The sequence below is a fragment of the Candidatus Thiothrix putei genome, assembly GCA_029972225.1.
GTDB classification, from domain to species: Bacteria; Pseudomonadota; Gammaproteobacteria; order Thiotrichales; family Thiotrichaceae; genus Thiothrix; species Thiothrix putei.
Map to the genome: position 1 here is coordinate 850,001 of CP124756.1, position 13,822 is coordinate 863,822.

The window sequence follows — 13,822 nt, forward strand, 5'->3', positions numbered from 1 at the left end:
AACCGATAGGGGAGGCGTAGCGAAAGCGAGTCTGAACAGGGCGTTCAGTCGCTGGGAGTAGACCCGAAACCGAGCGATCTATCCATGGCCAGGTTGAAGGTGCCGTAACAGGTACTGGAGGACCGAACCCACTCCCGTTGAAAAGGTAGGGGATGAGCTGTGGATAGGAGTGAAAGGCTAATCAAGCTCGGAGATAGCTGGTTCTCCTCGAAAGCTATTTAGGTAGCGCCTCGTGTATCACTCCTAGGGGTAGAGCACTGTTATGGCTAGGGGGCCCTGACCGGCTTACCAACCCATTGCAAACTCCGAATACTAGGAAGTGCGAGCACGGGAGACAGACAGCGGGTGCTAACGTCCGTTGTCAAAAGGGAAACAACCCAGACCGCCAGCTAAGGTCCCCAAATGGTGGCTCAGTGGGAAACGATGTGGGAAGGCACAGACAGCCAGGAGGTTGGCTTAGAAGCAGCCATCCTTTAAAGAAAGCGTAATAGCTCACTGGTCGAGTCGGCCTGCGCGGAAGATTCAACGGGGCTTAAGCCACCTACCGAAGCTGCGGACTTGAATTTATTCAAGTGGTAGAGGAGCGTTCTGTACGCCTGTGAAGGTGAACTGGAAAGTTTGCTGGAGGTATCAGAAGTGCGAATGCTGACATAAGTAACGACAAGACGGGTGAAAAACCCGTCCGCCGAAAGCCCAAGGTTTCCTGCGCAACGTTAATCGGCGCAGGGTTAGTCGGCCCCTAAGGCGAGGCAGAAATGCGTAGTCGATGGGAAACAGGTCAATATTCCTGTACTAATTTATACTGCGATGGGGGGACGGAGAAGGCTAGGACAGCAACCTATTGGATGGTTGTTTAAGCGTTTAGGTGGAATTCTTAGGCAAATCCGGGAATTCTTAACACTGAGGCGTAATGACGAAGTACCACGGTACTGAAGTGTTCGATGCCCTGCTTCCAAGAAAAGCCTCTAAGCTTCAGGTATAAATTAACCGTACCCCAAACCGACACAGGTGGGCTGGATGAGAATTCCAAGGCGCTTGAGAGAACTCGGATGAAGGAACTAGGCAAAATGGTACCGTAACTTCGGGAGAAGGTACGCCCACGCAAGTGGGCCGCAGAGACCAGGCCGCTGCGACTGTTTATCAAAAACACAGCACTCTGCAAACTCGAAAGAGGACGTATAGGGTGTGACGCCTGCCCGGTGCCGGAAGGTTAATTGATGGGGTTAGCGCAAGCGAAGCTCTTGATCGAAGCCCCGGTAAACGGCGGCCGTAACTATAACGGTCCTAAGGTAGCGAAATTCCTTGTCGGGTAAGTTCCGACCTGCACGAATGGCGTAACGATGGCGGCACTGTCTCCATCCGAGACTCAGTGAAATTGAAATCGCTGTGAAGATGCAGTGTACCCGCGGCTAGACGGAAAGACCCCGTGAACCTTTACTATAGCTTTGTATTGAACTTTGAACCTACTTGTGTAGGATAGGTGGGAGACTATGAAACCGGAACGCCAGTTCTGGTGGAGTCGTCCTTGAAATACCACCCTGGTATGTTCGGAGTTCTAACCCAGGCATCACAATGCCGGGGACAATACATGGTGGGTAGTTTGACTGGGGCGGTCTCCTCCTAAAGAGTAACGGAGGAGCGCGAAGGTGTGCTAATCACGGTCGGAAATCGTGAGGTTTGTGTAAAGGCATAAGCACGCTTGACTGCGAGACAGACAAGTCGAGCAGGTACGAAAGTAGGTCTTAGTGATCCGGTGGCTCTGAATGGAAGGGCCATCGCTCAACGGATAAAAGGTACTCCGGGGATAACAGGCTGATTCCTCCCAAGAGTCCATATCGACGGGGGAGTTTGGCACCTCGATGTCGGCTCATCACATCCTGGGGCTGAAGCAGGTCCCAAGGGTATGGCTGTTCGCCATTTAAAGTGGTACGCGAGCTGGGTTCAGAACGTCGTGAGACAGTTCGGTCCCTATCTGCCGTGGGCGTTGGAGATTTGAGGGAAGCTGACCTTAGTACGAGAGGACCGGGTTGGACGAACCTCTGGTGTTCCTGTTGTCACGCCAGTGGCATTGCAGGGTAGCTATGTTCGGACGGGATAACCGCTGAAAGCATCTAAGCGGGAAGCCCCTCCCAAGATGAGATCTCCCTGACCCCTTGAGGGTCCTAAAGGGCCGTTGGAGACTACGACGTTGATAGGCTGGGTGTGGAAGTGCAGTAATGTATGTAGCTAACCAGTACTAATTGCCCGTGAGGCTTGATCCTATAACCCAAAACGGTCTACGAGAGATATAAAATTAGACCTCAGTTATTAAGTATCCCTGATATTTTTCCAGATTAGGTCGAGAAGGCAGCCTAGGCATTCCCTTCTCAACCTTGCCAGTTTGCTTGGTGTCCATAGAGCTGTGGAACCACCTGATCCCATCCCGAACTCAGAAGTGAAACGCAGCATCGCCGATGGTAGTGTGGGGTCTCCCCATGTGAGAGTAGGTCAACGCCAAGCATCAATCCTAAAAGCCCCGTTAACGGTTTCCGTTGCGGGGCTTTTTTTATGCCTAATTTTGGGATTTTATCCGTTTCGTTGCCGTTATCCACTACCAGTGAACAGTTTAGAGCTACGAATATGATTGGTTATATGGTTTTGCAATGTTTAACGTAAACGCTGCAACATCCACACCCCACCTACTAGAAATACTAACAATGGTAAAGCGGCTGAAAGCAAAGGTGGAATACCGTAAACAATGCCTACGCTTCCAAACATACGGTTAAACAAGAAGAAGACGATACCAATGAGAATGCCAATAAATATGCGTTGCCCTGCACCCGCATTGCGCTGAAAGCTGAAGACGAAAGGCGCTGCAATGATCAGCATAACCAGTGTTGAGAGTGGCGTAGTGAAGTGCTGCCAGAATGCTTGCTCGAAGCGTTTGCTGTTTAACTCGTTGTCACGCTGATGCTTAATGAAATCCGCCAACTCACTTGCCGCCAACTGATTGGGTTTTACTGCTGCAATGCTCAGTACTTGTTCTGGAATGAGTTTGTCTTCATGGACTTGAGCTAATGTTTCTTGCCGAACGCCATCAGTTTGAATCACTTTACGAGTTAGCTCGTATAAGACCCAACCTGTTGCATCGCGTTCAGCACGAGCAGCGTGAGTGATGGTGTCAATGCGTCCTGCTTCCGGGTTGATTGTGTAGATAGCCAGCCCTTCCATTTTCTTTTCTGACCATAATTTAGAAATATTGATAATGCGGTTGCCATCTTTAATCCAGATCCCTTGATTACCGATCGCTAACTGCTTTTGCTGCATTCGTAATTTAAAGCTACTGGCTGCCAGTTCAGTATGGGGAGCAACCCATTCACCTAATACAAAAACCATTACTACTAGTACCAGCCCCAGTTTTAGTGTCATTCCCACAATTTGGTGTATGGAAATACCGGCTGCCCGCATGGCAGTAAGTTCGCTGTTAGCAGCAAGATTGCCCAATCCTAGCAAGCTGCCAATCAACGTAGCCGTTGGAAAGTAATCGTAGAGAAGTTTAGGCGTTCCCATGAGGATGTAATAAAGTGCTTGCACATTACCGTATTGCGTATCAGGGCTGACATCCCCTAGTTCAGCGAGAAACGCAAAAAACCTATCGAGCAGAGTCAGTGACAACCAAGTGAGTAAAATGCTCGAAAGGACGCTTTTCCACAAATAGCGTTCTAAATGATTCATGCAGGTTTTCCGTAATATTTGTGCAGCAGCCAGAAGGCTAATCCCAGTACTAACAGGTGTATCCACCACAGACCGGGCAATAAGGGGAAATCCCCGCGTTCCATCATGCCCCGCACGGTGGCTAACAAACTGGCATAGAGGGCGTAGATAAGAATAGCCACTGCAATTTTGCCGTAACGCCCTTGACGAGGCGCGGTATAACTCAATGGAAATGCCAATAAAGCCAACAACGGTGCTGAAATGATTACCGCAACACGCCATTGCAATTCTGCTTGCGATGCATTATCCGTTTGTGGCCACAATTCCAAAATAGGAACGGCTGCCAAGCTGTTACTGGCGCTGTAATTGCGTAAGGGAATGCGGATGCTGTGTTCGCCGAAACGGATAATCGTCATGCCGCCTTGTTCTGGATCCGATTCATAACGGTAGCCATCACTGATTTGTAAAACACGCTCACCACTACCGGAATCAATGAATAACACCGCCGATTTAGCCCAGATCAGCACCTCTTTAGCACCATCTTGAGCGCGGATGAAAAAGCGTTCCATGACCGTGCGGCTGGGGTCAATGCTTTCAGCGAGTGCAGTATAATTGCGTTCAGCCGTGCCAGAGCTGACAAATTCACCGGGGGGAATACCGGCTGCTTCTGGACGCTCATTAATTTCACGACGTAAGTCAGCATTATTGCTTTCTAGCCAAGGCGATACCACGATAACTAGCACGGCTAACAACAGTGTTAAGGGCAATACAAAACTAAAAATAGCACGGTAAAAATGCCGGGGAGCAAACCCAGCAGCCCGCAATGCCGCCATTTCTGAATCGCGGTACAAGCGACTGAATGCCAGCATCATACCGATCAGCAGCGCAACCGGAATCAAGCGAATCAGTTGTTTCAACGAGCCAAACCACAACAAATTACCCACCAAATCCGCCGGTAAGTTGCCGCTGCTGGCATCCGCTAACAACCGTACAAAGGTGTTACCCACAATAATCAACGTTAACACCAGCAGGGTGGCAGCAAAGCTGAGTGCAATTTCTTTGAACAGGTAACGGTTAATAATCATGTTGGTTTAGGCCGTGTTGTGGAAGGTTCGCCACAGGGTTACGAGGCTCATCGCTGTCATGAGACTGGCAATACTCATTTGCAACCAGAATGCTTGTGGGTAGCGGGTATTCAATAGAAAAAGCAGCAGAGAAAATAACAAAAATAATAAAGCCAGTGTGCGTTGCCCCAGCGATGACTGACTCCAGCGCCAGTACAAAGCCAGCCTCCAACCCGCCCAAGCCGAAAACCAGCCGAATGCCGCACCTGCCAATACATCCATTGGCCAGTGTGCTCCCACAGCAATGCGGCTGAATCCCACCAGCAAGGCTAAGCAAAACAGTACCGCAGTCAGGCGTTCGCGTTGCAGGATCAGTGCATATACCCCCGCCAAGACGAAAGCGGCAGTGGTATGACCAGAGGGGAAACTAAAATTTTGTAAATCAACGCCGATCACCTGCACTTGTGCACCTAACACGCTCAATGGGCGCTCAATTTCTAACAAGGTTTTCAAGCTGCGGGTCAACAAGGTGGCGATTAGCCCTGCCAATAATCCAGCAGGCAGCAATAGGGGGTAACGCCATGCCAGCCCATTCAGTAGCACTAGTGCAACCAGCGCATCCCCCAAAATGGTCAAATTTGCCCAAAGTGTGTCAGGTAGTAATGCCGTGAAATGCTGTATTGCCAGAAACAGTTCGGTGTTCAAACCGCTCGCACCGACGATAGCAGTTAATAGCAACAGCAATAAAATCGGCACACCACTGGTTTCTGCTGCATCTCTCATGGGGGATTAACCTTTTTCGCCAAGACTAAACCACCTTGCTTGAACACAATCACGTAATGTTCGGGCGGTTGCAAATGATCCGCTTTGGAAAACACGTATTCGCCGATTTCAGGGGGGCGACGTGGTGTAAGCGCTTGGCGGTAAGTGGTGAAACTCGGCATGTTCACGCCATCCATCACGATAACCGAATCAACAAGGTGGTGACGTGCAAACCGTGCGGCTTCTTTCACCGCCGCTTGTTGGGTGAAGGCCACCACAGGAATCAGCACACTTGTTAAAAACACCGTTTGCAACGCTGCCACAGCGATCAAACGCAGGTGATTTTGTACCTTAGGCCACAGCAGTAAGGCCAACAATGCCAGCAAATAAATAAACGTGGCAGCCCGGTAATAAAGCCCCGTCACTTTTTTCGTTTGCTCTAGTAAGCCTTGGAAGTACAAGCTGGGATTCTGTTCTAGCGATTTTGCCAGTAATTCCGGCAAGAATAGCAAGAGTAGTGCAACTAATACCGCCGGAACGACCGCCAACCAGCGTTGAGGATTCTCCCCGCAGTACTTTGCCAGCAATAACAGCAATGGCGTAATGCCATACAATAAATAGTGCGGTAATTGCGTGTTGGAAAGCGAAAAGAACACAAACACAAACGCAAACCAAAACCATAAAAACTGGTCAATGCTCTCGCGTCCTGCTTGCTTTACCAACTGCACCAACAAGCCGCCAAAGGGCATAATGATAAACGGCAAAGCCACTAGGTAATACCAGACATGTCCGCCGTGACCTTCCATCGTATCGGAGAAGCGGTTGACATTGTGCTTAAAGAAAAAACCGTCGATAAAAGCTTGCCCTTGTGCCATGTATTCCAACACATACCAAGGTGCTGCAACGGCAAGAAACACCACTAGGCCATAAGGGTGGAACACGGTTTGTAGCCATGTTTTCCATTGTTTGTTGCTGATGTATAAAAATGCACTGACGACGAAGGGAATGGCGACGGCTACTGGCCCTTTACACAAAAAACCCAAACCTAACCACAAAAATACCCGAAACAACACCATACGTTTGGGTTGCTCCCAATACCGCCAAATATCAAATAGGGTGAGTGTCATCAGTACGTTGAGCACCGCATCCGCTGTTGCTGCCCGCCCAATCACAATAATCATCGCGGAAGTTGCCACCATCACCGCCGCAAGCATGGCGTTTTGCCGGGGCATTCGCGGTTTCGCGAAATAATACGTTGCCATCACCCAAATACTCGCGGCTAATGCCGACGGCAAGCGCAAGCTCCATTCACTGATCCCGAATGCCGACACACTCAGTGCCTGCAACCAGTAAATCAGGATAGGTTTGTCAAAGCGCGGCTCACCGTTGAGGAAGGTGGTAATGAAATCGCCGCGTTGCAGCATTTCCCACGTTGCCGCGCTGAATGCCCCTTCGTCGAGATCAAACAGCGCCGGTGTGCCGAGCTGCCAGAAAAACGCCAGTATCACCAGCGGTAGCAGGAAACCATCCCCGCTGTGCAGTAACCAGTACCGCAAACCAGATGCTACTCTCATGCGCTAGGGGTGTGCCAATGGTGTTCAGGCTCTTCCTCATCGCGAGGAGGACGAATAACGTAAGCATTGCGGCTGGAGGATTCAAAATAAATCCGCGATAACATTTCCGCGATAATGCCGGTGGTCAGGAATTGAATGGAGGTTATCACCAGCATTACCCCCGCCAACAATAAGGGGCGGCCACCAATATCATTGCCCAGAATGAATTTGTCGATACCCAGCCAGGTTAAAATCAGTGAACCAATCAAACCAAACGCCAAGCCAATCGTGCCAAACAAATGCCCAGGACGCGCCCGATACCGCATAAAGAACCACATGAACAGTAAATCGATAATCACGCGGAAGGTGCGGGAAATACCGTATTTGGATTCGCCGCTCAAGCGTTCATTGTGGTTAACCACGGTTTCGCCGATGCGTGATGGTGGTACAGCGGTTGCGACCCACGCCGGAATGAAGCGGTGCATTTCACCATACAAGCGTACCCGTTTCATGACCGAGGCGCGGTAGACTTTGAGGCTGCAACCGTAATCATGCAAATTGACGCCGGTGACTTTGCGGATCAGGCGGTTGGCAATGCGCGAGGGAATCTTGCGCATGATCAGCGTGTCTTTGCGATTTTTACGCCAACCGACTAGCAGATCAAGGTCGCGTTCCTGCAATTCTTTGATCATGGCGGGAATATCGGCAGGGTCGTTTTGCAAATCGCCATCCAGCGTTACCAGCAGGCTGCCGCGTGCCTGATCAATACCGGCCTGCATGGCAGCGGTTTGCCCGAAATTGCGTTGCAGTTCAACGATATGAATATGTGTTCCAAATTGCGCAGCGGCTTCGTACAGGCGTTTTAGGGTGTGGTCGGAACTGCCATCGTCCACCAGTACCAGTTCCCATTGGCATTCAAAGTGTGCCAATGCTTCGCTGACACGCTTGACTAGCGGCAGGACGTTACCTTCTTCGTTATAGAAGGGCACTATGATACTGACGGTATCAGGAGAATTTGTCATTAAATCAATGTCCGGTTCGGTTACAATCAGCCCCAGATTATACGTTAAAGCGGGTGAATGATGACAGAACAGAGCAATACATCGACGGCACGCTGGAAATTAGCAATTTCGTGGCTAATTCTCATCCTGTTTATCGCAGGTGTTGAGTACTGGTTGGGTTGGAAAACGGTATTAGCACCGTGGGCAACGTTTGGCTGGGCGCAAGGGGCGATTGCCTTGGCGCTATTGATACTGAGTTATGCGCTGCGAGCATGGCGCATGTATGATTATTTTCCGCAACAGTTAGGTGGGCAGTGGTTGCAAACCTGGCGGCTAATGTTGCTGCATAATGCGCTGAATAATCTGTTGCCTGCACGCACCGGTGAGCTGAGTTTTCCGGTCATGATGAAGCGCTATTTTGGTGTGGGCTATGCACATTCGGTGTCTGCGCTAGTGTGGTTCCGCTTTTTGGATTTACACACGATTTTAGCGTTTGCGATTTACCCCTTATTGGTGGTGACACCGTTGAAGCGGGTGGCTATTCCCTTGGTTGTGTTGTGGATGCTATTACCTATGGTTGTATATCTATTGCGCAATCGGATTGAGGTGGCATTTGCGGGTAAAGATGGCAAGTTCAGTCAATTAGCACAACAGGCTATGTACGGTTTGCCGGATAACTGGGGCGAATTCTGGCGTAGCTGGGTCATGACTTGGGCCAACTGGGTGGTGAAATTGGTAACGCTAGCGTGGTTGTTGGGGCAGTTTGTGCCGAATGTTAGTTGGAATATGTTGTTAGCTGGCGTGGTTGGTGGTGAGTTGACCAGTGTCTTGCCGATTCATGCACCGGGCGGATTTGGGACGTATGAAGCCGGGGTCATGGCAGCACTATCACCAGTGACGAGTCTGCAAGTGGCAACAGTCGGGGCAGTGAATGTGCATGTGTTTGTGCTGGGGTCTTCTTTGGTGGGGGCTTTGGTGGGATGGTTGATCCCATTGAAAGCTAAATCAGCATGAGTGAACGGCATACAGGGCTTGCATTGCTGTTGATTTTGCTGGGAATCACGGCTTACCGGGCGTGGATTGTGGCAAACAATGGCTTGAATTTGTACGTCGATGAGGCGCAATACTGGTATTGGGCGCAAGAGTTGGCGTGGGGCTACTATTCTAAGCCGCCGGTGATTGCAGCGGTTATTGCCGCAACTACCAGCCTGTGTGGTGATAGTGAATTTTGTGTACGTGCAGGCAGTTTGCTGCTGTACCCCTTGAGCACCTGGCTGTTGTTTTTGGTGGCACGGAAGTTGTTTGATCACCAGGTGGGGTTGCTGGCAGCCGTATTATTTATTACTTTGCCTGCGGTGAGTTTGTCGTCGACGCTGATTTCGACGGATGTGGCGCTGTTCTTTTGCTGGACATTGGCACTGTATGCGTTCGTGTTTGCGTTGGATAGCGATGCGTGGGATGACTGGCTACTGCTGGGTGTGGCGCTGGGGTTGGGAGTGTTGAGCAAGTACACCATGGGGATTTTTCTGGTTTCTGCACTGGTGTATGTGTTAGCGGCAGGGCGTTTTGATTTGTTGCGTAATCCGCGTGCTTGGGTTGCCATCCTGGTGATGTTGCTGATTGTCTCCCCCAACGTGTGGTGGAATTGGCAACACGGTTTTCCGACGTTTCAGCATACCGCTGATATTGCCGCCGGTAGTACGCAAGGTGTTTTGCATTGGGATGAGCTGGGGGAGTTTCTCGGTGGGCAGTTCGGCGTATTCGGTTTACTGTTGTTTCCATTGTCGGTATGGGTGGTGTGGAAAGGACAAGTGGCGCATAAAACGCTGCTATTGAGTTTTGCGTTACCATTTTTGCTGATCATTACGGCGCAAGCATTATTTGGGCGGGCGAATGCGAATTGGGCTGCCCCCACGTATGTGGCGGCAACGTTGCTAATGGCGGCGTGGTTGTATGCAAAGTGGAAAACGCTCGCCGTGGTACTGGTGTTGAATATCGTGCTGGGTTTGTTGGTTTACCACCCCGCACCGCTGAATCAGGTGTTGGGGGGGGATTTGCATAAACGCCTGAAAGGGTGGGATGCTCTCGGTGCGCAATACTTGGCGTTGCAACAACAATACCCTCACGCGCTCTTGTTGGCTGATGGACGAGACGTGCTGAGCGAGTTAGCCTATTACGCTCGCCCTCATGGTTTGCAAGGGGTGAGTTGGAACCCACGGCAGCAGCAGCGCCACCATTATGATTTGGTGACAACGTTGCATGATAAGGTAGGGCAGGACTTTTTACTGGTAACGGCTAACAGCACCTTGCCGGTTGGGATTGAAGGGTATTTTACAGCGGTGCGGGCGCTTGCACCGTTGCACGTTGAGGTTCATTCTACCTATAAGCTGAATTACCATACGTTTTTGCTGACAGGTTTTAAGGGGCTGGTGTTGCAATGAAATTAGGGGAGCAATACCCACAACTGTGGTTGTGGTTCAATGTTGTGGCTGCGTCTACGCTAGTGTTTTGGTTGTCTGACTGGGATTTGACCGTTGCGGCGCTGTTTCAGCAAGCGGGGCATTGGCTTTTGGATGACTTCCCGCTGTGGAAGGCGTTGTTCTACGATGGTGTGCCCTATATTGCGGGCAGCGTGCTAATCGTTAGTGTGTTGATGATAGTGTCTAGTACCGTCTTGCGGCGTTGGTACCGTATGCGTTTGTATGCGGCTTATGTGATTTTGGTCTTTCTGATTGGCCCCGGTTTATTGGTTAATAGTGTGTTTAAGGATAATTGGGGTAGGCCGCGCCCGGTGCAGGTGGTGCAGTTGGGCGGCGAGGAAGCGTATGTACCGCCGGGGTATTTCGTGGCGAATGGCAATGGGCGCTCCTTTCCCAGTGGGCATAGTTCGATTGGATTTGCGTTTGTGGCGTTCTGGTTTTTGTGGCGTAAACGTAAACCGCAGTGGGCAAGGGTTGCTTTGGTGTTCGCGTTATTGTTAGGTGGCGCTATTGGCGTGACGCGCATGGCAGCGGGGGGGCATTTCCTCTCTGACGTGATGTGGTCAGGGTGGGTGGTGCTATTCGCTGCGTGGTTGTTGTACTACCCTCTCATGCGCATTGCCGAACGTGAGGCGCGTTATTAGGTTTAGCTATTCCCCGGTTGCACATCAATGCGGGTCACTTCACCGTCTGCGTCGATTTCAATGGAAAGCTGAATCGGGTTGCAACAGACTTGGCAGTCTTCGATATAGTCTTGGCTACCTGCGATAATGTCAATTTCGATGGGGGATGCGGAATGGCAATAAGGGCAGGTGATGTCAGTGTGTGTTAGAACCTGCGACATGGTGATTAATCCTCCAAAAACAGTTGAATAACCTTATTCAGAAATTGCCAGCCGGTTGCCGTTGGGCGCACATAGCCGCCCTCAACGTCTAGCAAACCGCGCTGTAATGCCTGTTCTAGCCCCGCCTTGATATAATCGCTTGCCAGTCCTGTGCGTTCTGTAAACAGAGCGACTGGAAAACCGTCCCGTAAGCGCAATGCATTGAGCATGAATTCAAAACCCAGATCGGCAGCAGCCAAGCGCTCTGTGCCGCTGCGTGCTGTGCCTTGCAGCGCTTGCTGCATGTACTCAGCGGGTTGGCGGTAGTTGTGGTAACGGGTAATACTGCCATCAGCGGGGTTGCTCAGTTTGCCATGCGCACCAGCACCAATTGCCACATAATCACCGAATTCCCAGTAGTTCCGGTTATGCCTGCACTCAAAACCTTGTCTGGCATAGGCGGAGACTTCATATTGAGCATAGCATGAACGTTTGATGAAATGTTGCCCGTTTAACTGCATGTCTGCGACTAAATCATCATCCGGTAGCGGCGGCGGTGTTTTGTAAAACAGTGTATTGGGTTCAAGGGTAAGCTGATACCAAGACAGGTGGGTGGGGTTGAGCGCGATGGCTTGCTGCAAATCCTGCATCGCTTGTTCTAAGGTTTGTTGCGGTAGACCAAACATCAGGTCAAGGTTGAAATTATCGAATCCGGCAGTACGGGCAATGTCAGCGGCGCGTAACGCTTCCTCACGGTCATGTACCCGTCCCAACGCTTGCAAATGTTCTGGGTTGAAACTTTGGATACCCATTGACAGGCGGTTAATGCCAGCTTCACGGAAACCCCGAAATTTATCCTGCTCGAATGTGCCGGGGTTGGCTTCGAGGGTGATTTCAATGTTAGGGCGAAACGGCAAGAGGGCACGGATACCGCACAGCAGTTCGTCGATGCTTTCCGCTGAGAAGAGGCTGGGTGTGCCGCCGCCGATGAAGATGGATTCCAGTTTGCGTCCCCAGATGTGGGGAAGTTCGTGGGTAAGGTTGGTGAGCAGGGCTTGCACGTAGGCTTTTTCGGGCAAGCCACTCGGAGCCGCATGAGAATTGAAGTCGCAGTAGGGGCATTTGCGGATGCACCAAGGGATGTGAATGTAGAGGGAGAGGGGAATGTGGGTCATACGTTATCTTGCTTAGGGCGTTGCATAATCACCGAATTGGATGAATGCGTAGCTTTCCAATGCGCGTGGAATGCCGCTGCCTAACCCGCGATAGGGCATTTGGCGGGTAGCGTGCGAGGCGATGATGGGATTACGCATATTCGACAAGCCGAAGCGGATTTGTTCAATGGTCAAATGGTTGGGCAAATGACCGGGGCTGATAATTTCCACGCGATCCGTGAACATGAGGATGCGGATAGGCGCGGAAATGAAGTAATCACGGTGAGTCAGCGCGTTGACTAGTACTTCTTGCAAGGCGATTTCGGGGATTTCGAGTTTGCCGAGGCTGTTTACGCCTTGCCCTGCTTGTACGCGGTGCAGGTTGCGGGTGATGAAGGAGAGGGCGCGTTCGTATTGGTTGATGAGAGAGCCTTCGATGTCTTCGCTAAGGGTTTTGCCGTAGCGGTGCTGGATGTAGTTGCCCAATAACAGGCTGTGTAAATCTTTGCTGCTGTCGGGTATCAACGTTTCTTCGGCATACACCAAGCCACCTGCTTGAAACATACGCTGAATTTCTTCGCGACTTAATTCGGTGATGTTGCGCTTGAACTGGTTCTGGCTGTCTTCGCCTTGGGCTAGGATGGTTTCAAGTTGTTGGATGTCCATAGTTTAACTATAAATCTCACTGACCTTCAGGCTAAAACCGGGCAAGAATGCCATTTCAGGCAAACGATCTTCACCCCGCAACAACACCGAATCGGTCACAGACGTAAATACTTGCAAGGTCTTATTACGTGGATTGGCAAACCACACTTGTAGTACACCAATAGCAAAATACTCTTCCAGCTTTTCAGCCATATCGACCCACGAATCATGCGGTGACAAGACTTCCACAACCAGTTCAGGCGCAACATCCAGATACGATTTGGATTGCACTTGCTGCAAGCGTTCGTGTGAGATGAACAGCACATCAGCCGCACGGATGCTGTCAGGGTTACGGCGGATGAATATACCGACTTCACCCGTCATCACTTTGCCCAGTTTATGCTGGCGTAAAAAACTTTTGAGGTGAAAGGCAATGTCGCTTTCAGTTTCGCCGTGTTCATAGCCAGTGGGGGGCATATCGCGTAATTTTCCTTTGACTAATTCCACGCCGGGTTTATCGCCCATTGCGTAAAGTTCATCCGCAGTAATGCGTTTGTCTTCAAGTTCCAGCAGTGTCGCGGTAGACATGGTATCAACTCGCCGTAGTGGTGTGCTTTGATTGTAGCGGATAGCGTTTGCTTTGACAC

The 13,822-nt window shown here is 50.7% G+C and carries 12 protein-coding genes and 2 rRNA genes (1 of these 14 only partly in view); 5 read left to right on the forward strand and 9 right to left on the reverse strand.

The genetic code is table 11. The features are described from left to right. Nucleotides 1-2,261: ribosomal RNA gene (locus tag QJT81_04405) — 23S ribosomal RNA — on the forward strand (it extends 570 nt beyond the left edge of the window). Between the two features lie 122 nt (nucleotides 2,262-2,383). Continuing rightward, nucleotides 2,384-2,499, forward strand: a 5S ribosomal RNA gene (gene rrf / locus QJT81_04410). Nucleotides 2,500-2,646: 147 nt separating this feature from the next. Here rrf and lptG read toward each other — a convergent pair. The 5 genes from lptG to QJT81_04435 are packed head-to-tail and all read right to left on the reverse strand — an operon-like array spanning nucleotide 2,647 to nucleotide 8,094. After that, the gene (gene lptG, locus QJT81_04415; GenBank protein ID WGZ95235.1) at nucleotides 2,647-3,714 is read right to left on the reverse strand and encodes an LPS export ABC transporter permease LptG; all 1,068 of its coding nucleotides are present in this window, start codon (nucleotides 3,712-3,714) and stop codon (nucleotides 2,647-2,649) included. Beyond that, a complete protein-coding gene (gene lptF / locus QJT81_04420) occupies nucleotides 3,711-4,778 on the reverse strand; it encodes an LPS export ABC transporter permease LptF (protein ID WGZ95236.1) in 1,068 nt (355 codons plus the stop codon). Before lptF ends, lptG begins: the two co-directional genes overlap by 4 nt. A gap of 6 nt (nucleotides 4,779-4,784) precedes the next feature. Beyond that, nucleotides 4,785-5,540, reverse strand: a complete 756-nt coding sequence (locus QJT81_04425; protein ID WGZ95237.1) for a phosphatase PAP2 family protein — start codon at nucleotides 5,538-5,540, stop codon at nucleotides 4,785-4,787. Further along, nucleotides 5,537-7,075 carry a glycosyltransferase family 39 protein gene (locus tag QJT81_04430; protein ID WGZ95238.1) on the reverse strand — a complete coding sequence of 513 codons (1,539 nt, stop codon included), beginning with the start codon at nucleotides 7,073-7,075 and terminating at the stop codon, nucleotides 5,537-5,539. The genes QJT81_04425 and QJT81_04430 overlap by 4 nt, the downstream gene beginning before the upstream one ends. 14 nt (nucleotides 7,076-7,089) lie before the next feature. Beyond that, the gene (locus QJT81_04435) at nucleotides 7,090-8,094 is read right to left on the reverse strand and encodes a glycosyltransferase family 2 protein (protein ID WGZ95239.1); all 1,005 of its coding nucleotides are present in this window, start codon (nucleotides 8,092-8,094) and stop codon (nucleotides 7,090-7,092) included. A 57-nt stretch (nucleotides 8,095-8,151) separates the two neighbouring features. On the opposite strand from QJT81_04435, the gene QJT81_04440 reads away from it, so the two are divergent. From QJT81_04440 to QJT81_04450, 3 genes are read left to right on the forward strand one after another with little or no spacing between them, the layout of a single operon-like run. Further along, the gene (locus QJT81_04440; GenBank protein ID WGZ95240.1) at nucleotides 8,152-9,087 is read left to right on the forward strand and encodes a lysylphosphatidylglycerol synthase domain-containing protein; all 936 of its coding nucleotides are present in this window, start codon (nucleotides 8,152-8,154) and stop codon (nucleotides 9,085-9,087) included. Then, nucleotides 9,084-10,514 carry a glycosyltransferase family 39 protein gene (locus QJT81_04445; protein ID WGZ95241.1) on the forward strand — a complete coding sequence of 477 codons (1,431 nt, stop codon included), beginning with the start codon at nucleotides 9,084-9,086 and terminating at the stop codon, nucleotides 10,512-10,514. The genes QJT81_04440 and QJT81_04445 overlap by 4 nt, the downstream gene beginning before the upstream one ends. Next, nucleotides 10,511-11,197, forward strand: a complete 687-nt coding sequence (locus QJT81_04450) for a phosphatase PAP2 family protein (protein WGZ95242.1) — start codon at nucleotides 10,511-10,513, stop codon at nucleotides 11,195-11,197. Before QJT81_04445 ends, QJT81_04450 begins: the two co-directional genes overlap by 4 nt. 2 nt (nucleotides 11,198-11,199) lie before the next feature. Here QJT81_04450 and QJT81_04455 read toward each other — a convergent pair whose 3' ends face one another. From QJT81_04455 to QJT81_04470, 4 genes are read right to left on the reverse strand one after another with little or no spacing between them, the layout of a single operon-like run. Beyond that, on the reverse strand, nucleotides 11,200-11,397 hold the full coding sequence (locus QJT81_04455; GenBank protein ID WGZ95243.1) for a CPXCG motif-containing cysteine-rich protein: 198 nt from the start codon (nucleotides 11,395-11,397) through the stop codon (nucleotides 11,200-11,202). A 5-nt stretch (nucleotides 11,398-11,402) separates the two neighbouring features. Continuing rightward, nucleotides 11,403-12,551: a radical SAM family heme chaperone HemW gene (gene hemW / locus QJT81_04460; GenBank protein WGZ95244.1), complete on the reverse strand. Its 1,149-nt coding sequence runs from the start codon at nucleotides 12,549-12,551 to the stop codon at nucleotides 11,403-11,405. Nucleotides 12,552-12,563: 12 nt separating this feature from the next. Continuing rightward, complete coding sequence (locus QJT81_04465) at nucleotides 12,564-13,196, reverse strand: ATP-binding protein (GenBank protein WGZ95245.1); 633 nt, start codon at nucleotides 13,194-13,196, stop codon at nucleotides 12,564-12,566. Between the two features lie 3 nt (nucleotides 13,197-13,199). Beyond that, the gene (locus tag QJT81_04470) at nucleotides 13,200-13,763 is read right to left on the reverse strand and encodes a Uma2 family endonuclease (GenBank protein WGZ95246.1); all 564 of its coding nucleotides are present in this window, start codon (nucleotides 13,761-13,763) and stop codon (nucleotides 13,200-13,202) included. Nucleotides 13,764-13,822: the final 59 nt, after the last annotated feature.